This window comes from Rhizobium sp. WYCCWR 11152, from assembly GCF_013087615.1.
In the GTDB taxonomy this organism is placed as follows: Bacteria; Pseudomonadota; Alphaproteobacteria; order Rhizobiales; family Rhizobiaceae; genus Rhizobium; species Rhizobium indicum.
In genome coordinates, this window is sequence record NZ_JABFCP010000008.1 from 636,901 (window position 1) to 657,673 (window position 20,773).

Below are 20,773 nucleotides of genomic sequence, written 5' to 3' on the forward strand. Positions count from 1 at the left end.
AGAGAGACATCATGCGTTTTGCCACGGCGCATTATTCGTGCCGTAGCGCCTCGATGGGATTGAGTTGCGCTGCCCTTCTCGCTGGGAAATAGCCGAAGATCATGCCGATCGCGGCAGAGAAGAGGAAGGCGACGGCGACCATCAGCGGGCTGAAGACGAAGGGCACCTTCAGGAGCGTTACGGCACCGAAGCCGAGGCTCAAGCCGAGCACGATGCCGGTGATGCCGCCGAACAGCGACAGTGCCACGGCTTCGACCAGGAACTGGGTGAGGACCTGGTTTTCCAGCGCGCCGATCGCCAGGCGAATGCCGATTTCGCGGGTGCGTTCGGTAACGGAGACCAGCATGATGTTCATGATGCCGATGCCGCCGACGAGCAGGCTGATCGCCGCGACGGCGCCGAGCAGGCCGGTCAGCAGCGTCGTCGTGCCGGTCATCGCCTCGGCGATCTGGGTCATATCGTTGACGTTGAAATCGTCCTGGCGGCCGGGCACGATCTTGCGGCGCTCGCGCAGGAGATTTTCGACATCGGACTGCACCTTGGCCGTGGAGACGCCGTCGCGCGCCGAGATGATGATCTGCGGCACGTTGCTGCTGCCGCTGATGCGCCGCTGAAACACCTTGACCGGCATGATGACGACATCGTCCTGGTCGTTGCCCATGCCGGACTGGCCGCGCTTGGCAAGCACGCCGATGACGGGGCATGAGACCTTGCCGACGCGGATCTGCTGGCCTGTGGGGTCGGCGCTGCCGAAGAGCTGCGAGCGCACCGTCTCGCCAATAATGCAGCGTGCCTGGCCGCGTTCCTCGGCGGGCAGGAAATTGCGGCCGAGCGCCAGGTTCCAGTCCTGTGCGATGAAATAATCGTTGGTGGTGCCCGACACGCTGGTCGAATGATTCTGGCCGCCGAAAATCACCGTCGCTGTGGACTGGTTGAGCGGGGCCACGGCCCTGAGGCCGCCGATCTGGTCACGGATGGCCGCGACGTCCTTGACGCTGAAGCGCTTGGCCTCGGAACTCGCCCGGCCGGGGCCGAACTGGCCGGGACGGACGAACAGCATGTTGGTGCCGAGCCGCGACAGCTCGGTCGAGACCTGTGCGGTGGTGCCGTTGCCGATCGTTACCAGCGCGATGACGGCGGCAACGCCGATGACGACGCCGAGCACGGTCAGGAAAGAGCGCAGCATATTGCGGCTGATGGCCCGCAGCGCCAGCTTCAGCGTCTCAAAGAACATGATCCGCCCTCCTGCGGTGCTCGACTTCCGTCTCCAGCTTGCCGTCGACAAACCGCAGCAGCCGCTGGGCATAGGCGGCAATATCGGGCTCGTGGGTGACCATGACGATGGTGATGCCTTGCTCGCGGTTCAGCCGCGTCATCAGATCCATGATCTCGACGCTGGTCTTCGTGTCGAGATTGCCGGTGGGTTCGTCGGCCAGCAGCAGCGCCGGCTCGGTGACGATGGCGCGGGCGATGGCGACACGCTGCTGCTGACCGCCTGACAGTTCCTGTGTTTTGTGATGTTCGCGCCCGGTGAGACCGACCAGCGCCAGCGCTTCGCGGGCCCGCTCGCGCCGCTCGCGCACCGCCATGCCGCGATAGATCAGCGGCAGTTCGACATTTTCGACGGCCGAGGTGCGCGACAGGAGGTTGAAGCCCTGGAAGACGAAGCCGAGCATGTGGCGGCGCAGCAGCGTCAGTTGGCTGCGGTCGAAGCCGCTGGTCGGAATGCCTTCGAAGATGTAGTCGCCGGCACTCGGCACATCGAGGCAGCCGAGAATGTTCATCGCCGTCGATTTGCCGGAGCCAGACGGCCCCATGATCGCGACGAATTCATGGGCGTTGATCGCAAGGTCGACGTGGTCGAGCGCGCGGATCGCCGCCTCGCCCTCGCCGTAGATTTTCGAGACCTGTCTGAATTCGATGAGCGGCGGGCTTGCCATCCGTCTCTCCGCCTAGTTCGCACGCGTCGTGGCGTCGGTCACCAGTGCGTCGTTTTCCTTGAGTTCGCCGGAGACGACCTGGGTGAACTGGCCGTCGGACGAACCGACCTGGATGACGACAGGCACCGGGCGGCCGTTGCGCAGCACCCAGACGCGGCGTTGCGTGCCCGTCAGCGCCGGACCGGCATTGTTGTTGCGCTGGCGTGGCGGGCCGAAGATACCGAAAATGCCGCGGCCGCGCCTTTCCGCCTGCGCCGGAGCGTAGCGCAGCGCGGCGTTCGACACCATCAGCGTGTCCTTGACGGCCTCGACGGTGACATCGGCCGTCGCCGTCATGCCGGGGCGCAGCAGCAGGTCGGCATTGTCGACCGACAGGACCGCCTTATAAGTCACGACATTGTTGACCACTTCGGAGGCGAAGCGGATCTGCTCGATCTCAGCGGGAAAGGTCTGGTCGGGATAGGCATCGACCGTGAACTTCGCCTTCTGGCCGACGGCGATTTGGCCGACATCGGCCTCATCGACATCAACCTGCAGCTCCATCTTCTTCAGGTCGCCGGCGATGGTGAAAAGGATCGGCGCCGAAAGCGAGGCAGCGACCGTGGCGCCCGGATTGACGGAGCGGGTGAGGATGACGCCGTCGATCGGCGATATGATCTTCGCCTTGGCGAGATTGACTTCGGCGAGCTGCAGGTCGGCCTCGGAGGCCAGGACCTCGGCCTCATTGATCTGTTTGGCGGCGACGGCGGAATCATATTTGTAGCTGGCGTCGTCGAGGCTCTGCTGGGTGGAAACGTTGCTCTTGACCAGACTTTTTAGCCGCTCGAGCGAGGTGCCTGCCGATTGCATATCGGCATTGGCCTTGACGACGTTCGCCTTGGCCGAATTGAGCTTGGCGCGCGAGCTCTTCACATCCGCCTCGAGCTTGTTCGTATCGAGGAGGGCGAGCACTTCGCCTGATTTGACCGTGCTGTTGTAATCAACATTGACGTCGCGAACCGTGCCTGACAGTTCGCTCGATATATCCACCTGCTCGGTCGGCTGCACGGAGCCGGTGGCGGTGACGAGCACCGTCAGGTCACCGCGTTTTACCGCCTGGGTGTCATAGCTCAATTCACTTTGCCCACGGCCCATATAGAAATAAGCGGCGACGGCTGCGGCAGCGACGAGGATCAGCAGGATGAGCAGGCGTCCGCGCCAGCGGCCACGCTTGCCCTGCCGTCCCGATGCGGCCAGGACCGCTGCGAGATCGGACGCTGCGCCTGTCTTTGCTCCGGTCTCGCTGCCGCTTACGATTTTGTTCATGTCGTCCTCAATCCGTCAGTGGCCGCCTGCGGCCTCTGCGGTGAAATAATCACAGTGCAGATGAACCGGCGATTAGCGTGCCGCCGAACTGGCACGGAATTGCGGATGGGTGAAATGAAATCTTGGTAAGGAAGGGTTGGTTCAGGCGCCGAAAGCGTCCGTCAATCCGCATCCTCGGCATATTGGTCCGCGCCGGGCAACGAATGCAACCAAGGCTCGCGCCGCTTGATCCAGACTTCATGACCAGGTGCAAGGTCGGTCGGCGGAGTGTCCAGGGACCCAAGGCGGATTTCCGCCTCGTCATCCCTAAGGCAGAAAAGCCTGCCGCCGCAGGCGGGGCAGAAGCTGCGGCCGGCGAAGGTGGCGATCTCGCCGCTGTGGGAGAAAGCCCGGCGCTGCCAGACCGCGAAGAAGGTGAAGGCGGAGCCGCTCGATTTGCGGCAATCGGCGCAGTGGCAGAGGCCGGTGCGAAGCGGCTCCCCTTCCACCCTGTATGCCACCGCCCCGCAAAGGCAACTTCCGGTTTGGATCCCCATGGCGCCCGTCAGGCGTCGAGATTGGTCGGCAGGCCCGGCGGGCGCCGCTTTGCTGCCATCAACAGGTCGAGTTCGGTGGCCGACGGGCCGAACTTGTCGTAGAGGCGCTTTGCCTCCTTGTCGTCCAACCGGTATTTCCTGGCAAATTCACCAATGCTGTAGGGGCGGCCACGCAGCACTCTCCGCGCCGGGGTCGCCGTATTCGGTGCGTCGGTCATGGTCTTCTCCTTTTCGTCACGTCCCCTTTAAGCTAGTGCGACCCGTCGATTTGGAAAGAGCCGGCGCGCCGCATCGAGGCTTCCGGCATGGGGGAATGCGGTTGTTTTCCTGGAACCTTTTCGCCGATATGTGGGTTGTCGGACCGAGGTTGCGGGCCGCGCCAAGCGGACGCGGCGGTGCTGGAGAACATCGGGATTTTTCCGCTTTCTCCCGGTGGCCAACGAAATGGCAGGCGACTCCCTACCCGCCCGGTCCGCTCCCTCATCCCGCTCTGTTCGAATGGAAAACCGCTGCTCACTTTTGCGAGACATTCGTTAAGACAGGCGCCGGCCATCCTCGCCGAAGAGATGCAGCACGTCGGGGTCGAGATGCAGCGGCAGGCTGTCGCCTGATTTCAGCCGCTGCTGGCCGGCAAAAACCGCGATCAGCTTCTTCCCGGCCGCCTCGGCGTGGACGACGGTCTCCGAGCCCAGTTCCTCGACAAGGGTGACGCTTGTATCCAGCCTGCCCGCTGAGCCCGCGTCGGCAAGGGTGATATGCTGCGGCCGGATGCCGATGCTGACCCTTTCGCCCGCTGGGCGTGCCTCCTTGGCAAACACGGAAAGACGATGGCCGCCGACGGTTTCGACCTCAGCGAACCCGCCCTCGTGACCGACAATCGCACCTTCGAGGAAATTCATGTGTGGCGCGCCGATGAAGCCGGCGACGAAGCGGTTGGCCGGCTTGTTGTAGAGTTCCAGCGGTGTTCCCACCTGCTCGATCCTGCCGCCTCTCAACACGACGATGCGGTCGGCCAGCGTCATTGCCTCGACCTGATCGTGGGTGACATAGATCATCGTCGCCTTCAGGCGAGCGTGAAGGGCCGCCAGTTCGGCCCGCATGCTGACCCTGAGTTCGGCGTCGAGATTGGATAGCGGCTCGTCGAGCAGGAAGGCATCCGGCCGCCGCACGATGGCGCGGCCGATCGCAACGCGCTGGCGCTGGCCGCCGGAGAGCTGGCCCGGACGGCGCTGCAGGAAAGGCTCAATCTCCAGCATGCGCGCGGCGTCGGTGATGCGCGCTTCGATCTCGGCTTTCGCCACCTTGGTGTTCTCGAGACCGAAGGCGAGGTTTTCCCTGACGCTCATATGCGGATAGAGCGCATAGGACTGGAAGACCATGGCCAGGCCGCGATCGGCGGCACTGATAGCGGTAACATCCTTGCCGTCGATGGCAATGCTGCCGCCAGTCGGCTTATCGAGGCCGGCGATCAGGCGCAGCAGCGTCGATTTCCCGCAACCGGAAGGGCCGACGAAAGCGACGAACTCGCCGTCATTGACATGAAGCGAGACATCGCGAATGACCTCGACGGCGCCGAAATTCTTGACGATGTTCCTGAGCTCGAGCCCGCTCATGCACTCTCCTGTTTTCTTCTTTTAAGGTGGCCTATTTGAGCCCCGAGCCGGCAATGCCCGTGGTGATGAAGCGCTGCAGGAAGACGAAGATCAGCACGACCGGGATCATCGAGACGACGGTCATGGCGAGGATGTAGTGCCATTGCACATTGAGCTCGCCGGCATAGACGTTGAGGCCGACCTGCAGCGTATAGAGTTCCTTGCGCGAGAGCACGATCAGCGGCCAGAGGAAGTCGTTCCAGCGCCAGACGACCGAGAAGATCGCCAGCACTGCGAGAGCGGGCGCCGACAGCGGCAGGATGATGCGCCAGTAGATCTGCCATTCGCTGGCCTTGTCCATGCGCGCTGCGTCGAGCAATTCGTCGGGGATCGTCAGCATGTATTGCCTGAGCAGGAAGACCCCCGTCGGGGTGGCGACCGTCGGCAGGATGACGCCCCAGAGACTGTCGAAGAGGTTCAGCGTGCCGATGACGGAATAGAGCGGCACGACGATGACCGAGAGCGGCACCATCAGCGTCGCCAGGATCATCAGCATGACGGCGGTGCGGCCGGGGAACTGATATTTCGACAGCGCGAAGGCGGCCATGGAATTGACGAGCAGCGTAATCGCCGTCGCCACGACGGTGACGAAGACGGAGTTGCGCAGAAACAGGAAGAAATCGAAGCGCTGGAACGGTTCGGTGTAGTTGCCGCCGGCGAATTCGACCTGGCGCACCGGCGTGCGGTCCTTGATATTCGCCTTGACGATTTCGCCCGGCTGTTTCGGATCGACCATCTGGCCGATGATGCCGATGCGGCGGACTTCGGCGAGCACCCGGGTGCTGCCATCGGGCATCGTGACATTGTAGAGCGGCAACGGCTTGTCGTAACCCGGCACCACTGCCTGTTCGGTGACATAGGGCAGGAAGGACGGCGGGAATTCGGCAAGGGCCGCCGGCGTCTTGAACGAGGAGAAGACCAGCCAGACGGCCGGGCCGAACATCAGGAAGACGCCTGATATCAGCCAGATCCAGGTGACCACATCCGTCCAGTGCCAGCCTCGGCCGCGGCGGCGGAGCAGAAAGGCAGAGACAGCGCTCATTGGCGTGCTCCCTTCTTCTCGTTGCGGCTACTGACGCCGAGCTGGACCAGCGTCAGGATGACGAGCACGATGCCCATCAGGATCGAGGCGGCCGACGCCAGTCCCGGATTGCGCAGCGAACTCGCAAAGCCGGTCTCGTAGATATATTGGGTGATGTACATGGTGCTGGTGCCGGGTCCCCCGCCGGTCAAAACGAAGACCTCGTCGAAGATCTGCACGGCGCGGATCAGCGCCAAGACCAGCACGACGATGAGGTTCGGCATCAGCAGCGGCAGGGTGATGCGCCGGAAGATGCGGATCGGACGGGCGCTGTCCATCGCCGCCGCCTCGTAGAGATCGCGCGGGATTGCCTGCAGGCCGGCGAGCAGGATCAGCGCATAAAAGCCCATATGCGCCCAGACCGAGACGAAGACAGCGAAGAAGAAGGCCCAGAAACGATCGCTGAGCCAGGAGAAGGGCTCGAAGCCGAAGGGGCTCAGCGCATAATTCAACAGGCCTTCGCGCTGCAGGATCCATTTCCAGATCAGGCCGACGACGACGGGCGACAGCAGCACCGGGAAGAAGAAGACGGCGCGCCAGAAGCCGCGATTGGAAAGCTCGCGGTTGAGGATCAGCGCCGTTGCGAGCGCCGCGATCAGCATCACAGTCACCTGGAAGACGACGAAGACGGCGGTATTGCGCACCGCCGCCCAGAAGGTGTCGGCGGCACAGGTCGAGGGATCGAGATAGCTGCGGCAATCGAAGAGGATGCGGTACTGATCGGCGCCGACATAGGTCCTGTTCTGCAGGAAGATGGCGCTGCCGCTCGTCGTCGAATAGATGAAGTTGATGACCAGCGGCAGCAGCACGAAGACGGTGAAGATCAGCATGTTGGGCGCCAGGAAGACGCCCGCCATGCCGTTCAGCCCGGTCAGTTTCTGCCAGCCACGCATGGGAATGTCGACGATCCCCATGGCAAGCCGGACAGGCGCCAAGAGCGCCTGCCGCAGACCGGTTCTCGCCGGTGGTTCAGAAGAAGCCGTCTTCGCCGTCATCTGTTCTTCCGTCAGTTGCCGGCGACCTTGGCCTTGATGTCCTCGTCGATGCGGGCATAGGCGTCGTCGAGCTTCATTTCGCCGGCGATCACCTGGCTGATGCGGGCGACGATGGCGCTGTAATAGGCATCCGACCACTTCCAGCCGGGCAGTTTCATGGCGGGTGCCGCCGTCTGGCCGGCCGCTTCGACAAAGGCCTTCAGCGCCGCCTGCACATGCGGATTGTCGGTCTTGAAGTCCATCTGGCCGGCGGCAACACCCTTATGCGCGGGAATGAACAGGCTGCGTTCGGCAAATTCCTTCTGCACGTCGGCACCTGCCAGGTAATCCATCACCTTGGCGACGTCCTTCGGGTTCTTGGTGTATTTGACGGCAACCAGACCGGCGCCGCCCTGCATGCCGGAGCATGCGGCCGAACCGCAGGGACTGCCCGCCATCACCCAGTCGAAATTGTCGCCAATCTTCTGGGCGAAGCCCGAAACCTGCCAGCTGCCCGAATAAAGATAGGCAAGGCCGCCATTGATGAAGTCCTCGGCGGCGGAGCGGTAGGTGGTGCCGGCAGCACTGACCCAGACATCCTTGTTGATGGTGCCGTCCTCGTTCCACTTGACGAAGCGGCTGAGGAAGTCCTTGGCGCCCTGATCGATCGGCGCCGGCTTGCCGTCGGCGGCGATGTAGTTGGCGCCGTAGGAGATGTTCGGGCCGGAGACACGGTGGCCGGAGCGGTCGATCGCCATGGCGAAGACCTTCTGGCTGTCGGCAACCTTCTTGGCGGCCGCCGCCCAGTCGTCCCAGGTGGCTTTCGGGCCGGGGATCTCGACGCCGGCCTGCTCGAACAGCGTCTTGTTGACGAAGCCACCGGTCAGCGTCAGCTGCGTCATGAAGCCGGTGATGGCGTTCGAGCCGTCCGGGCGCATCCAGTCGGCCTGGGCGCCGAAATTATCCTCCCAATATTTCGCGTCGGTGAGATAGGGGCGAAGATCGAGCCAGTGCTGGGCCGGCGCCTTCAGATTGGTGAGGCGGGCGATATCCGGCCCCTGCCCGGCTTCGAGCTGCACCGGCAGCTGTTCCTTGACGACGTCGTAGGAGACCTCGTCGAGGATGACGTTGACGTCGGGATTGGCCTTCGAGAAGCGCGAGAGCAGGTCCTTGATCACCTCGCCTTCGCCGCCGTCGGAATACCACATAATGCGCACGTCACCGGCATGGGCGGCAACGGAACTCAAGAGAACTGCAGCAAAAGCCGCGCCGATCGATTTCATTCTGGTCATTTTCTCCTCCTCTTGACCGATCAATTCCTGCGTCCGGCCGGTCCTCCACCTGCCGGACACGTCGTCTACGAGGCCGCGCGCCGGGGCTGCCTGGCCGGTATCTTCAGATGTACCGCGTCTCCCCGCACCGACCAGTCCGTCGGGCGAAGAATACGGCCTTCGGCACGCACGGTGCCGTCCTCTTCGAAGACGACCCGGCCATAATCCGGATCGACGACGATCAACGCGCCCTCGTCGTCGCGGCGGGCCGAAAGCGTGGCGAAACGCGCCTGCATTTCGTCAACGCTACTCTCGCGCCCGAGATCGGAGAGACGGACGATCCAGCGGCCGTTGCGGCCGGCCAGACGCAACTCGATATCCGTCGTCGGGCCTTGCTTTACCGGCTCCAATGCTCCGTTGCCGATCACCATCGCAATACCGTTGCCGGAGCGGGCGAGCGCCAGATTGCCGTCGACCACCGTGTCGTCGAAGGCCTCGAGCGGGAACCAGGCATGAGTGAAATCCGGCTGGCCCTCATGGATCTCGAAATCGAGGATCGCCAGATCGCGATACTGATGCACGCGCGGCAGCGTTCCGCAGCCGCCCCAGAAGCTCGGCCGGCCATAACCGAACTGGATGGTTTCGCCGGGATGGTTGATCCAGATCTGCGCTTCCGGCCGGCTGCCCAGACGCAGGTGCAGCACTGTCTCCTGGTAGCCCCAGGCGCCGGGACGATAATGGGCGATGGTGCCGAGTGCAGTGTCACGGGTCTTATAGTGATAGAGGGCGGCGAAACGGTTCTCGCCCTGGGAAAAGGTCCATTCCTGCGCGTCGTCGGACTGGTGCGCGGCGATCGCAGCCAGCGTTTCTGGAAAACGCAGGCCGTGATCGCGAATGCAGACGGCAAGCTGCGGCAAAGCGTGAACGCGCCGGCCGTACCAGCCGCGGCCCCAGAGCAGCCGGGCGATAGCTGACAGTTCGACCGAGCGGCCTGGGCGCAGCGTATGTTCGTAGGAGCGGCCCTGGCTACCGGTCAGCATGCCGTGATGGGCCGAGCGGGCGACGATCTCCATCAGGCGGACGATGCTGGCGGCCGCCCGGTTGCGGATCGTCTCATCCGGCGCGCAGGCGGCGAGCGCCGTCAGCCCCTTGAGATCGATCGGGAAATAGGGGACGGAATTCCACTCGGCCATTTCCCAGCGCTCGAAATGATCGAGCCAGGCGCGGACACGCTGCTCGCCGACCTGCATCTGCTCGGCGCCGGTGCGGCCGGAACGGACGAAGACGGCATCCGGGAACAGCCTGCCGCCGAGATAGGCGGCGGTATGGAAGAGAAGCGCGTGGTTTTCCGAAAAATACCACTGAACGTCGTTGCCGGGCTCATCCATCCAGAAGCGGTAATTGAGGACAGCGTGCTCGATCCTGTCGCGCAGCGCAGGCGACAGCAGATCGCTCCAGCGCGTATAGGCAAAGAGCAGCGGCACCAGCACGAAATCGGCGCAATCGTGGCAATCCTCGATGACCGGCAGCATGGCCGAGATCATCGCTTCGGTTTCCTCGCCACCCTGCCCCAGCGCAAGACGCGCGAAAGCGCAGACCGTGTCGGGCTCCGAATGGGCAGCGACCTCGGCCAGCGCCTCGGCGACGCGGTCCTCAAGGGTGGCGGGTGCCTCCCCCTGTCGCTCAGGATGACAGATCTCGACGCCGAGCGTGCGACCGAGCGAAAGCGAGCCTGTTTTGAAGGTGATGCGGAAATGGCGGAAATCGGCGGGCATATCCGCCGAGGTGCCGAGTTCCAGCTTGGTTGCTCCGGCTTCCAGATCGAAATCATAATCGAAGCGCTCGATCGACATGAAGTCGCCTTCGATCTCGACATGGCAGCTCAGCGCCACCGGCAGCGGCGCGGGGAAAAGGATCGTCACGTCTTCGCCAAGATAGGCGGTGCGGTCGAAGCGCATGCCTTCGAGGATCGTCTCCAGCGCATCTGCATCACTGGCGGCGATGGAAACGGGAACTGATGTTTCGACATCAGGTCCTTCGACATAATCCAGCTGGAAATAGAAACGGGCGTCGCGCTCGGCGAGATCGTCGAAATAGACGCGGATATCGTTGAGGCCGGCGGCCAGCTCGACCTCGAAGAGCTGCTGGGCTTCGAGATTGCGCTCATAAGGCGCCATGAAGCCCTGCTCGCGGCCATTAACGAAGAGAATCGCGCCGCCGCAGGTCGAAAGGCGAAGCGTGGCACGCCCCGCTGAGCGAGCATCGAGGAAGGTGCGCGCCGAGCAGCCGATGCGTGTCGGGCGAAACCAGAAGCCGGAGAGATCGACACGCGGGGAAGCAAAGGGAAGCCACCAGCGAACGGCCTCGAATTCGGCAGCCGGCTGCGGTCGCCTGTCCGAAAAGGCCTTCTTGAATTCGGTGCGGCAGGGATATTCATGCGGGATGAAATTCTTCGTCTTGGTGACGAAGAAAAACGGATCCATGCTGCCTTCCATCGGACGGTCGGCGACGTCATAGCGCTCCTGCCACAGATTGGCGAGCTGCCAGTAGACGATCGGGCTGTCCTTCGCCGTTGCACGGAGGAGATGGGATTGCTGCTCAGCGGTCATGCTTCAGCCCGCCCCAGAACAGCTAGAGCATGATGTCGTCCGAAAACCGCTCACACTTTTCGGCATCATGCTCGATCCTTGAGACCCCGGGTAAAACGCCGACGCATGGACTGGCCGTCTAGCCGCATCTTCAAAGCCTCCCTGCTCTGCCGCTTGTCGCGGACTCCTCAGGCAACAATTGTGCATAGGCATTCCATTTGCGCAATCTGAAAGATTTTTGCATAGTGGCTGGAAGCGAGGAGACAACATGGCGGCGGAAGAGAAAAAGGGCAGGCGCACGCGCCTCGACGACATTGCCGCCCGATGCGGCGTCTCGATCAGCACGGTGTCGCGTGCGCTGGCCGGTGAAAAGGGCGTCAGGCCGGAGATTCGCAAGCTGGTGCTGGAAACGGCAAGTGCGGTCAGCTACGCCCTGCCGGCCAGCGTTGCCGGCAAGAAGGTCATGCTCGTCGCCTCCGGCGCAGCGATGATCGACTATGTCCGCAACCAGTTTACACTCTATGTGCTCGAAGGATTGAATGCGCGTGCCGCCGCCCTCGGCATCGAACTGGCGATGCGCCCGGTCGCCGACAAGGGAGATGAAGCCCGCGTCGTCGCCGAGATGCGTGATGATCCGAGCTTCGGCGGCATGCTGATCCTGACCGTCGACGAAGAGGAGATGCTGGCGGCGGCGGCCGATCTCGGAAAGCCCGTCGTGCTGGTCAACAGCGACGATCCCTATATGCGGCTTTCGAGTGTGACGCCCTGCAACCGCTCGGCCGCCTTCATCGCCGCCGAGCGGCTGATCAAGGCCGGGCATCAACGCATCCTGTTCATGCTGAGGCCGGGTCGGCGGACGATCGAGCGGCGCCTTGAGGGTTGGCGCGATGCCCTGCAGCATCATGGGCTGACCGCGGATGCCGATCTGGTGCTCGAGGTCGACGACTGGCTGCCGGAACTCGGCGCCGAGGCGGTTACCCGTCTTGTCCGCGAGAAAGGCCTCTCCTTCACCGCCATCCTGACGGCGGGCGACAGTCTTGCCAATGGCGCGGTGCGCGGCTTGCAGGCGATGGGGTATGCCGTACCGCAGGACATCTCGGTCATGGGCATAGACGACCTGCCACAGTCGGCTTTTCTCAATCCGCCGCTGTCGACGGTGCATATTCCGATGCGCGAACTCGGTGCCACCGCGCTCGATCTGCTGCGCGACATGATGCTCGGCCTTGCGGCCCCGCGGCGGCGGGTCGAGCTTGCCTGCCATCTCGTCGAAAGGGGCAGCGTCGCAGCGGTCAACCGCGTCCATGTCGCAACAGAGGATCGCTGAACCCACACCGCGATCGAGAATATCAAGCCTCGATAAAACTCGCTTCGAACAGTTCTCGCGCATAGGCATCATGCGTGGTGCCGGCTTGCAGATCCGCTTTGGTGAGTTCGTCGACGAAGCAACCATTCTTCATGATCAACACCCGGTCGCACATATGGCCGATGACCGCGAGGTCGTGGCTGACAAGCAGATAGGTCAGGCCCTTTTCCTCGCGCTGATCGGCCAGCAGGTTGAGGATTTCGGCCTGGACCGAGACGTCGAGCGCCGATGTCGGCTCGTCGAGCAACAGGATGGGCGGTGACAGGATCAGTGCCCGGGCGATTGCCACCCTCTGCCGCTGGCCACCGGAAAGCTCGTGCGGAAAACGGTTTGCGAAGCTCGCCGGCAAACCCACCTGGATTAACGCCCTCTCGACCTTCGACCAGATGTCCGAATGGCCCATGGCGCGTAGCGGCTCGGCCAAGGCGGTGCCGATGCGATGGCGCGGATGCAGGGATCCGTAAGGGTCCTGAAACACCATCTGAGCGAATTTCAGCTCCTCGCGGGAGCGCTTCTTGCCGATCGGTTTGCCGCCAAGCTCGATGTGACCGGTCCAACCAGACTCCATGCCGGCGAGGCAACGCAGCACCGTCGATTTACCGCATCCGGATTCACCGACAATACCCAGCGTCTCCCCCTGGCCAACCTGAAAACTGATGCCTCTGACGACATGGTTGCTTGATTTGCCGGAGGCAAAGACGACATCGAGGTCACGCACATTGATCATTGCGCCGTCTCCAGATCGAGTTTCGTCCTGTCGAGAACAGCAAGCCGGCGAACCGGGTTCCTGGGGTCGGGCAGCGCAGCGATCAGCCCGCGGGTATAGGGATGGCGAGCATCCTCGAGACGGGTCAGGGTCTCGACGATCCGGCCGGCATACATGACGATGATGCGCTCACAAAAGGCTGCCACCATGCGAATGTCGTGGCTGATCAACAGCAGTCCGGAATTATTCTCGCGCACCAACTCATCGAGCAGCAGCAGCACGTCCTTTCGGACGCTGACATCAAGCGCCGAGGTCGGCTCGTCGGCGATGACAAGCTTCGGCCGCGCCAACAGCATCATGGCGATCATCACGCGCTGGCCCATGCCGCCCGATATCTGGTGCGGATAAAGCGCCATGACCCGCTCCGCATCGCTGATGCGCACGCGCTCCAGCATGGCGCGGGCAGCCTCATGCGCCTGTTTCTTGTGAAGACCGAGGTGAAGGCGCGCGGCTTCGGCGATCTGCTTGCCGATCGAGAGCACCGGATTCAGCGAATAGCGCGGATCCTGCATGATCAGCGCGATGTCCTTGCCGCGTAGCGCTCCCATCTGACGCTCGCTCTTTGAAAGCAACGGATCGCCGCCGAGATCCATGCGTTCGGCCGAGACCACCGCGGCCGGCGGCAAAAGGCGCATGATGGCGCGACCCGTCGTCGATTTGCCGGAACCGGATTCTCCGACGATCCCGACGCGTTCGCGCCCGACGTCGAAACTGACGTTGGAAACGGCGGGCACGGCGCCTCGGCCGAAACGGACGGTCAATCCTTCGACGGAAAGAACGGGCTGCAGATCACGATCTTGCATTTCACGATCTGGCATGGCGAGGATCCAATAGGTCGCGCAGAGCATCTCCGGCGATGTTGAAGGCAAGGCTGGTGAGGAGGATGGCGATACCCGGCATGACGGCAACCCACCAATAATCCAGCATGAACTTGCGGCCGCTGGAGATCATCGCGCCCCATTCCGGCGCCGGCGGCTGGGCGCCAAGGCCGAGGAAGCCAAGCGAAGCCGCCGTTAGAATGATACCCGCCATGTTGAGCGTCAGGCGAACAATGACGGAGGGAACGCACATCGGCGCGATATAGAGAAGAAGGATGCGCATCGGCGAGGCGCCATAAAGGCGGGCGGCAACCACATAGTCGGCGTTTCTGACGACAAGGGCCTCGGCGCGCGCGAGTCTCGCAATCGGCGGCCATGCAGTCAGCGAGATCGCGATGATGGCCGTGGTCAAGCCGGCCCCGAGTGCCGCAGCAAAAGCCAGAGCCAGGATCAGCGACGGGAACGACAGAACGATATCTGTGGCGCGCATCAGCAGCGCATCGGTGCGCCCGCCGAAGAAGCCGGCAACGACGCCGATCAGCAGGCCGATCGGCCCGACGATCAAGGAGATCGACAGCACGGTCTGGATGGTGATGCGCGTGCCGAAGATGAGCCGGCTCAAGATGTCCCGACCGAATTCGTCCGTGCCCGCCAGATGCGCGAGGCTCGGCGGCTGCAAGGCCTCGCCAAGCGACTGTATGGCCGGATCGTAGGGCGCCAGGAGCGGCGCGAAGATCGCGACAATGCAAAGTAGACCGAGGATGACGAAACCGGCAAGACCGAGCGGCTCGTGGGCCAATTTGCGGCCGGCGCGCGCAAACGACGCCGCGATACGGGTCGACACACTTGGCGGGCGGATATGAATCTCGCTGCGGATAACATCGCTCATCGGGCGGCCTCCCGCATACGCGGATCAAAGACGGCGTAAGCGACGTCGGCCAGGAAGTTCAACAACATGAAAATGAATCCCACAATGATGGTACCGGCGACGATGGCGTTCATGTCGCCGATCATCAGGGCGTTTGTCATGTACTGGCCAATGCCCGGCCAGGAGAAAACGATCTCGGTCACGACAGCGCCTTCGAGCAGACCGCCGTAGGAAATGGCAAGGATGGTGATCAGCTGCACCGCAATGTTCGGCAGGACGTGGTGCCAGATCGTGCCGAGCGGGCTCACACCCTTGGCTCGGGCTGCGATGACATAATCCTGGCTCAACTGCTCCAGGGTGAAGCTACGTGTCATGCGGGTGATGTAGGCCATCGCCGCGTAGGCGAGGATGACGGCCGGCAGAATGATATGGCCGAGTGCATTCCAGAAGATTTCCGTCTCGCCCTGCAGCAGGCTGTCGATCAACAACAGCCCGGTTTTCGGCGTGACGAGGCCTTCGTAAAAGACATCGATTCGACCCGGCCCACCGACCCAGTTGAGGCCGGCATAGAAGATGACAAGCCCGACGATGCCGAACCAGAAAACCGGGATCGAATGACCGACGAGCGCGACCACTCGGGCCGTCTTGTCAATGAAGCTGTCGCGAAACAGCGCCGCGACCAGCCCGAGCGGAACTCCGACGAAGGTCGAAATGATCACCGCCAGCGTCGCGAGTTCGAACGTCGCCGGAAACGCCTGGGCAAGATCCGAAGAAACCGGATTGCCGGTGAGGACGGCCGTGCCGAAATCACCATGCGCCAGGCCGTTCAGATAGAGGAAAAACTGCTGGTTGATCGGCAGATCGAGCCCCAGACGCGCCCGCATCGCCGCATAGGCAGCGGGATCGGCGAGCTCGCCGACAATCGCGCCGACCGGATCGGTGGGCAGGATACGGCCGATCACGAAGGTCACACATAAGAGGATGAACAGGCTGACCAGCAAATGCGCCAGGCGTCGGCCAAATTCGGCTACGGAGAGTTCCTTCATGATCGGCTGTCCTGGGAAGTATTACTGGGTTTCGACCTTGGTCACGTTCTCGAGACGCGTCAGCTGAGACGGATGTCCCACATATCCCTCGACCTTGCTTGACAGGACGATCGGCTCAAAGCGCTCGAAGAGCGGAAGCACCGCCGGCTTCTGTTCGACGAACATCTTCTGCATCTGAACGTAGATTTCGCCACGCTTCTTGGCGTCCGGCTCCATCGATGCCTTGGCCGTCAGGGCCGTGAGTTCCGGGATGTCCCAGGCCGAGCGCCAGACGAAATTGCCGGCATTGTTGGCTTCCTTCGAGTTGTCGGGATTGGAGGAGAACTGCTCCATCGAGCCGAGGACGTTCGGCATATAGGCGCTGGTCTGCGGGATCAGCAGATCGAAATCCCTGGCGCGATGGGCGGCGATGATTTCCGAGCCGTTGCCCTGCTGGATGTCGACCTTGATGCCGATCTGGGCAAGCGATGCCTGGATGGCGGTGGCCAGATCGATGCGCGGCGTTTGCGCGATGGTCTTCAGCGACAGCGAGAAGCCGTCCTTGAAACCTGCCTCGCTCAGCAGCTGCTTGGACTTTTCGACGTCGAGATGCCAATCGGGGTTCGGGATGGCATATTCGAAATTCTCCGGAACGGGAACGTTTCTGGCCCGGCCATAAGGGCCCATGATCGTCTTTTCGATGCCCTTGTAGTCGATGCCGTAGGCAATGGCTTCGCGAACCTTCGGGTTGGCGAGGTATTTGTTGCCGGCATTCATCGACAGCACGTAGAAACCGCCCGTCGGAATACGCTGGATGGCAAAGCCCTTCTTGTCCTGGAACGTCGCGAGATCCGAGGCGGTCAGCGCGCTGGCAATATCGATATCGCCGCGTTCGAGCATCAGCCGTTCGACCTGGCTTTCAGGCACATGCCGGACGATGACACGGCGCATTTTCGGCGCGCCGGCCATATAGTCCTTATTCGCATCGAGGATCACCAGTTCGTTCGGAGACCAGCGATTGAGGGTGAACGGACCGGAGCCAGCCGAATGGGTTCGCATCCAGGCGTTTCCGTAGTCGTTATCGACGGCGTGGCTCTCGACCTCGACGCTGTCGACGACGCTGGTGGTCGTCGTCGTCAGCCGGTAGAGCAGAAGCTCCGCCGTCACCTGATCGGAGAGATCGATCCGCACCGTCTGGTCGTCGACGGCCTTGACGAGCTTTTCGACATTGTCCTTGTCGTAGCCGACGCGCTTGAGGTTGGCGGCGGCGGCCTGGTCCATCTTCAGGAGCCGCGCCAGCGAGTAGACGACATCCTTCGAGGTGACCGGGTTGCCGGAGGCGAAATTGGCCTTTCGCAGCGTAAAGGTGATGCCCTTGTCGTCAACCTTCCAGCTTTCCGCCAGCTGCGGAAGGATCTTGCCGTCAGCCGTGCTGGCGACCAGCCGATCATACAGATTCGACATGATCTCGACCGCCTTGCCTTCGGTCGCCTGCTGCGGATCCAGCGACAGAACCTGCGCCAGCGATGTGCCGACCACCAGTTGGTCCTGCGGTGTGGCGGCCTGCGAGAGCGGTGCAGCGATCGTCAGGGCGCCGATCACGGCGCCGACGAACAAGCCCTTAGAAAAATGCTTCATTGTCAGTCCTCCCTAGACTACTATAAAAGACATATTATGTCGCCCGTATGTCGTATTATGATTTATCGAAGTCTGATATGATTTGCAAGACCCGAGTGGGAGACTTGATGCAAAGGGATGGGGAGCGGACAATGACGACACTCGGCGGTGGCCGGCAGAGACTGGCGCAGCAGGTCATCGATCAGTTGCGGGCGCAGATCGAGACGGGGAAGCTACGGGTCGGCGACCAGCTGCCGACCGAGCCGCAGCTTGAAGCGACATTCGGCGTCAGCCGCACCGTGGTGCGCGAGGCCATTGCCGATCTGCGGTCTGCAGGCTTCGTCAAGCCGATCCAGGGCAAAGGCGTCTTCGTCGCGGATCCGAAGGCGCATTCGGTCCTGTCGCTGACGCCGGTGGAAATCAAGAGCATTCCAGAAACCCTGGAATTGCTGGAGTTTCGCATGGCGGCAGAGGGTGAAGCGGCGGCAATTGCCGCCTATCGCCGCACAGCCGAGCAGGAGGCGGCAATCCGTGAGGCCAACCGCAGAATGGCGCACCTGATCGAAACCGGACAGCAAACGGTGGAGGCGGATTATGCCTTCCACATGGCGATTGCCGCCGCCACGAACAACCGATTCTATGTCGATGTCCTGCGCCATTTCGGCCCCAGAGCCATCCCCCGCGGCCAGTTTCCGACACTGCCTGAGGCCAATGACCGCAGCTATCTTCAGAAGGTCTATGCCGAACATGTCGAAATCCTCGCGGCAATCGCCGATCAGGATCCCGAACGCGCCCGCCAGGCAATGCGCGCCCATATGCTGGCCAGCCAACGCCGCTACCGCATGCTTGCCGAGCAGCAATAGGGCTCGACACCCTTCGAAATTCATATTATGTCATATGACATTGTGTAATTTCGAAAGAGACTCAAATGTATCTGGGAACGCAGGTCGCAGCGCGGGATGACGACGATTATCGTATCTTCGCGCAACTGGGTGTGAAGCATATCAACGCCGACCCTCCGGGAAAGCCGAGCAACTGGACGCTCTCCGATCTCGAGCGGCATCGCGACAAGGTCGAAAGCTTCGGCCTGATCCTCGATATGATCCAGTTGCCCCTGCCCTCGCAGCCGATCGAGAAGGCTTCCTATCCCGATATCCTGCTTGCCGGCCCCGAGCGCGACAGACAGATCGACGCCGTCTGCAAGCTGATCGAGAATGCCGCAGCCGCAGGCATTCCTGCGGTGAAGTACAATCTCAACCTGATCGGCATTCCCCGCACGCCGGATGAACCGGGACGCGGCGGATCGCTGAATGCCAGCTTCCGCTGGGACAAGACGGACCAGCAGGCCGAGCCCGGTCTTGCCGGCGTGCTTTCCGAGGACGAAAACTGGGAGCGGATCGACTATTTCCTGGAACGCGTCGTTCCCGTTGCTGCAAGCAACCGCGTCCGGCTCGCCTGCCATCCGCACGATCCCTATACGCCGCCGGGTTATCGCGGCGTCACGCGGGTGCTGGGCACGGTGGAAGGCCTGAAGAAATTCGTGCTGATGCACGAAAACCCGTATCACGGCCTCAATTTCTGCCAGGGTTCGATCGGCGAGATGCTGGAAAATCCCGGCAAGGAAATCGACGATGTCATCCGCTGGTTCGGCCAGCGCGGCAAGATCTTCAATGTTCACTTCCGCAACATTCGCGGCGGCAAGCTGTCCTTCATGGAGACCTTCCCCGAAGAAGGCGACATGGACATGGTCCGCTCCGCCAGGATCTACAAGGAGGTGGGCTTCAAATACATGCTGATGCCCGACCATGTGCCGACCGTCAGCGGCAAGGATCCAACCGCCACCGCATTTGCCTTCTGCTACGGCTATATCGCCGCACTTCTGCAAGTGCTCGACAGCGAGTGACCCGGTTTTCAACACGTAAGAAATAGGACTTCATGATGAACCCGATTGAATTGAAGAAGGCCGTCGGTAGTGGTCTCCTGTCGTTTCCGGTTACGCACTTCGACGATCAACTGAAATTTGACGAGGCGAAGTACCGCCGCCATGTCGAGTGGCTTGCAGGTTATGACGCCGCTGCACTGTTTGCCGCCGGCGGCACCGGTGAATTCTTCTCGCTTAATCCGGCCGAGATTCCGCAGGTGGTCTGGGCCGCCAAGGCGTCGGCCGGCAAGACGCCGATCATTTCGGGAACCGGCTACGGCACGTCGCTCGCCATCGAGATCGCAGTCGCGGCCGAGAAGGCCGGCGCGGACGGGCTGCTGCTGCTGCCGCCCTATCTGATGTTTGCCGAACAGGCGGGTCTCATCGCCCACGTCAAGGCGGTCTGCCAATCGGTCGGCATCGGCGTCATCGTCTATAACCGCGACAACGCCGTCCTGACCGCCGACAGCATCGCGCGCCTGGCGGAGGAATGCCCGAACCTGATCGGCTTCAAGGACGGCGTCGGCGATGTCGACAAGGTGATCGAGATCACCACCCTGCTTGGCGATCGTCTCGTCTATGTCGGCGGCATGCCGACCCACGAGGTTTATGCCCAGGCCTATTTCGCTGCAGGCGTGACGACCTATTCATCGGCCGTCTTCAACTTCGTTCCCGCCCTTGCCCAGCGCTTTTACAGCGCCTTGCGTACCGGCGATCAGGCAACCGTCGATGAGATCCTGAAGGGCTTCTTCTTCCCCTTCGTCGCCTTGCGCAACCGCAAGAAGGGATACGCCGTCTCGATCATCAAGGCCGGCCTTCGCGTCCTCGGACAGAACCCAGGCCCCGTGCGCCCGCCTCTGACGGATCTTTCCCAGGAAGAGCTCGCGCTGCTCGAAAAGATCGTCCAGGCCAACGGCATCACACGGATCGCGGCCGAGTAATATATCGCGGCAGTAGGCCGCCGGGGTGGCCCGGCGGCTGTCCGATTCGCACCAACAACGGACATCGGCTCGGCTTGGATAGACGACCGCTATGGGGCCGGAAGCGG

The 20,773-nt window shown here is 62.4% G+C and carries 19 protein-coding genes; 4 read left to right on the forward strand and 15 right to left on the reverse strand.

From position 1 onward, the window contains the following. Positions 1-31: 31 nt before the first annotated feature. The 10 genes from G9X67_RS12905 to G9X67_RS12950 form a co-directional block, all read right to left on the reverse strand. Positions 32-1,234, reverse strand: a complete 1,203-nt coding sequence (locus G9X67_RS12905; RefSeq protein ID WP_012757411.1) for an ABC transporter permease — start codon at positions 1,232-1,234, stop codon at positions 32-34. After that, entirely contained in the window at positions 1,224-1,940 is a 717-nt protein-coding gene (locus G9X67_RS12910; RefSeq protein WP_003539566.1) for an ABC transporter ATP-binding protein, read from the reverse strand. The genes G9X67_RS12905 and G9X67_RS12910 overlap by 11 nt, the downstream gene beginning before the upstream one ends. Positions 1,941-1,952: 12 nt before the next feature. Continuing rightward, positions 1,953-3,245, reverse strand: coding sequence for an efflux RND transporter periplasmic adaptor subunit (locus tag G9X67_RS12915; protein ID WP_171598806.1), 1,293 nt, complete (start codon positions 3,243-3,245; stop codon positions 1,953-1,955). A gap of 161 nt (positions 3,246-3,406) precedes the next feature. Next, positions 3,407-3,781, reverse strand: coding sequence for a GFA family protein (locus G9X67_RS12920; RefSeq protein ID WP_171598807.1), 375 nt, complete (start codon positions 3,779-3,781; stop codon positions 3,407-3,409). An 8-nt stretch (positions 3,782-3,789) separates the two neighbouring features. After that, the gene (locus tag G9X67_RS12925) at positions 3,790-3,999 is read right to left on the reverse strand and encodes a hypothetical protein (protein ID WP_003539563.1); all 210 of its coding nucleotides are present in this window, start codon (positions 3,997-3,999) and stop codon (positions 3,790-3,792) included. A gap of 315 nt (positions 4,000-4,314) precedes the next feature. Continuing rightward, positions 4,315-5,394, reverse strand: coding sequence for a sn-glycerol-3-phosphate ABC transporter ATP-binding protein UgpC (ugpC, locus tag G9X67_RS12930; protein ID WP_171598808.1), 1,080 nt, complete (start codon positions 5,392-5,394; stop codon positions 4,315-4,317). Between the two features lie 31 nt (positions 5,395-5,425). After that, positions 5,426-6,475: a carbohydrate ABC transporter permease gene (locus tag G9X67_RS12935; protein WP_171598809.1), complete on the reverse strand. Its 1,050-nt coding sequence runs from the start codon at positions 6,473-6,475 to the stop codon at positions 5,426-5,428. Beyond that, positions 6,472-7,509, reverse strand: coding sequence for a sugar ABC transporter permease (locus G9X67_RS12940; protein ID WP_171598810.1), 1,038 nt, complete (start codon positions 7,507-7,509; stop codon positions 6,472-6,474). Before G9X67_RS12940 ends, G9X67_RS12935 begins: the two co-directional genes overlap by 4 nt. A gap of 11 nt (positions 7,510-7,520) precedes the next feature. After that, positions 7,521-8,780 (reverse strand): ABC transporter substrate-binding protein, encoded by a 1,260-nt coding sequence (locus tag G9X67_RS12945; RefSeq protein ID WP_138389231.1) that lies wholly within the window; start codon positions 8,778-8,780, stop codon positions 7,521-7,523. A gap of 65 nt (positions 8,781-8,845) precedes the next feature. Further along, positions 8,846-11,368, reverse strand: coding sequence for a hypothetical protein (locus tag G9X67_RS12950; protein ID WP_171598811.1), 2,523 nt, complete (start codon positions 11,366-11,368; stop codon positions 8,846-8,848). Positions 11,369-11,615: 247 nt separating this feature from the next. Between G9X67_RS12950 and G9X67_RS12955 the strand changes: the two genes are divergently transcribed. Continuing rightward, the gene (locus tag G9X67_RS12955; RefSeq protein WP_171598812.1) at positions 11,616-12,671 is read left to right on the forward strand and encodes a LacI family DNA-binding transcriptional regulator; all 1,056 of its coding nucleotides are present in this window, start codon (positions 11,616-11,618) and stop codon (positions 12,669-12,671) included. A gap of 22 nt (positions 12,672-12,693) precedes the next feature. Here the strand turns inward: G9X67_RS12955 and G9X67_RS12960 are convergent, their stop codons facing one another. From G9X67_RS12960 to G9X67_RS12980, 5 genes are read right to left on the reverse strand one after another with little or no spacing between them, the layout of a single operon-like run. Beyond that, positions 12,694-13,437 (reverse strand): ABC transporter ATP-binding protein, encoded by a 744-nt coding sequence (locus tag G9X67_RS12960; RefSeq protein ID WP_138329515.1) that lies wholly within the window; start codon positions 13,435-13,437, stop codon positions 12,694-12,696. Continuing rightward, entirely contained in the window at positions 13,434-14,279 is an 846-nt protein-coding gene (locus G9X67_RS12965; RefSeq protein ID WP_138330055.1) for an ABC transporter ATP-binding protein, read from the reverse strand. Before G9X67_RS12965 ends, G9X67_RS12960 begins: the two co-directional genes overlap by 4 nt. A 1-nt stretch (position 14,280) precedes the next feature. Further along, positions 14,281-15,183 carry an ABC transporter permease gene (locus G9X67_RS12970; protein WP_029873223.1) on the reverse strand — a complete coding sequence of 301 codons (903 nt, stop codon included), beginning with the start codon at positions 15,181-15,183 and terminating at the stop codon, positions 14,281-14,283. Beyond that, the gene (locus G9X67_RS12975; RefSeq protein WP_171598813.1) at positions 15,180-16,208 is read right to left on the reverse strand and encodes an ABC transporter permease; all 1,029 of its coding nucleotides are present in this window, start codon (positions 16,206-16,208) and stop codon (positions 15,180-15,182) included. The genes G9X67_RS12970 and G9X67_RS12975 overlap by 4 nt, the downstream gene beginning before the upstream one ends. A gap of 21 nt (positions 16,209-16,229) precedes the next feature. Further along, a complete protein-coding gene (locus G9X67_RS12980; RefSeq protein ID WP_138389235.1) occupies positions 16,230-17,825 on the reverse strand; it encodes an ABC transporter substrate-binding protein in 1,596 nt (531 codons plus the stop codon). Between the two features lie 131 nt (positions 17,826-17,956). Here G9X67_RS12980 and G9X67_RS12985 point away from each other — a divergent pair, with 131 nt between their 5' ends. The 3 genes from G9X67_RS12985 to kdgD all read left to right on the forward strand — a co-directional run bounded on the left by G9X67_RS12985 (position 17,957) and on the right by kdgD (position 20,666). Further along, positions 17,957-18,667, forward strand: a complete 711-nt coding sequence (locus G9X67_RS12985) for a FadR/GntR family transcriptional regulator (RefSeq protein ID WP_029873220.1) — start codon at positions 17,957-17,959, stop codon at positions 18,665-18,667. Between the two features lie 65 nt (positions 18,668-18,732). Continuing rightward, complete coding sequence (locus G9X67_RS12990) at positions 18,733-19,707, forward strand: mannonate dehydratase (RefSeq protein ID WP_171598814.1); 975 nt, start codon at positions 18,733-18,735, stop codon at positions 19,705-19,707. 32 nt (positions 19,708-19,739) lie between these two features. Next, positions 19,740-20,666, forward strand: a complete 927-nt coding sequence (kdgD, locus tag G9X67_RS12995; protein WP_171598815.1) for a 5-dehydro-4-deoxyglucarate dehydratase — start codon at positions 19,740-19,742, stop codon at positions 20,664-20,666. Positions 20,667-20,773: the final 107 nt, after the last annotated feature.

Excerpts from the sequence above, each read along its gene's own strand:
- G9X67_RS12905 (WP_012757411.1), bottom strand. The coding sequence starts at position 1,234 with ATGTTCTTTGAGACGCTGAAGCTGGCGCTGCGGGCCATCAGCCGCAAT.
- ugpC (WP_171598808.1), bottom strand. The coding sequence starts at position 5,394 with ATGAGCGGGCTCGAGCTCAGGAACATCGTCAAGAATTTCGGCGCCGTC.
- G9X67_RS12980 (WP_138389235.1), bottom strand. The coding sequence starts at position 17,825 with ATGAAGCATTTTTCTAAGGGCTTGTTCGTCGGCGCCGTGATCGGCGCC.
- G9X67_RS12950 (WP_171598811.1), bottom strand. The coding sequence starts at position 11,368 with ATGACCGCTGAGCAGCAATCCCATCTCCTCCGTGCAACGGCGAAGGAC.
- G9X67_RS12940 (WP_171598810.1), bottom strand. The coding sequence starts at position 7,509 with ATGACGGCGAAGACGGCTTCTTCTGAACCACCGGCGAGAACCGGTCTG.
- kdgD (WP_171598815.1), top strand. The coding sequence starts at position 19,740 with ATGATGAACCCGATTGAATTGAAGAAGGCCGTCGGTAGTGGTCTCCTG.
- G9X67_RS12925 (WP_003539563.1), bottom strand. The coding sequence starts at position 3,999 with ATGACCGACGCACCGAATACGGCGACCCCGGCGCGGAGAGTGCTGCGT.
- G9X67_RS12985 (WP_029873220.1), top strand. The coding sequence starts at position 17,957 with ATGACGACACTCGGCGGTGGCCGGCAGAGACTGGCGCAGCAGGTCATC.
- G9X67_RS12915 (WP_171598806.1), bottom strand. The coding sequence starts at position 3,245 with ATGAACAAAATCGTAAGCGGCAGCGAGACCGGAGCAAAGACAGGCGCA.
- G9X67_RS12945 (WP_138389231.1), bottom strand. The coding sequence starts at position 8,780 with ATGACCAGAATGAAATCGATCGGCGCGGCTTTTGCTGCAGTTCTCTTG.
- G9X67_RS12990 (WP_171598814.1), top strand. The coding sequence starts at position 18,733 with ATGTATCTGGGAACGCAGGTCGCAGCGCGGGATGACGACGATTATCGT.
- G9X67_RS12955 (WP_171598812.1), top strand. The coding sequence starts at position 11,616 with ATGGCGGCGGAAGAGAAAAAGGGCAGGCGCACGCGCCTCGACGACATT.
- G9X67_RS12960 (WP_138329515.1), bottom strand. The coding sequence starts at position 13,437 with ATGATCAATGTGCGTGACCTCGATGTCGTCTTTGCCTCCGGCAAATCA.
- G9X67_RS12935 (WP_171598809.1), bottom strand. The coding sequence starts at position 6,475 with ATGAGCGCTGTCTCTGCCTTTCTGCTCCGCCGCCGCGGCCGAGGCTGG.
- G9X67_RS12910 (WP_003539566.1), bottom strand. The coding sequence starts at position 1,940 with ATGGCAAGCCCGCCGCTCATCGAATTCAGACAGGTCTCGAAAATCTAC.
- G9X67_RS12970 (WP_029873223.1), bottom strand. The coding sequence starts at position 15,183 with ATGAGCGATGTTATCCGCAGCGAGATTCATATCCGCCCGCCAAGTGTG.
- G9X67_RS12920 (WP_171598807.1), bottom strand. The coding sequence starts at position 3,781 with ATGGGGATCCAAACCGGAAGTTGCCTTTGCGGGGCGGTGGCATACAGG.
- G9X67_RS12965 (WP_138330055.1), bottom strand. The coding sequence starts at position 14,279 with ATGCAAGATCGTGATCTGCAGCCCGTTCTTTCCGTCGAAGGATTGACC.
- G9X67_RS12975 (WP_171598813.1), bottom strand. The coding sequence starts at position 16,208 with ATGAAGGAACTCTCCGTAGCCGAATTTGGCCGACGCCTGGCGCATTTG.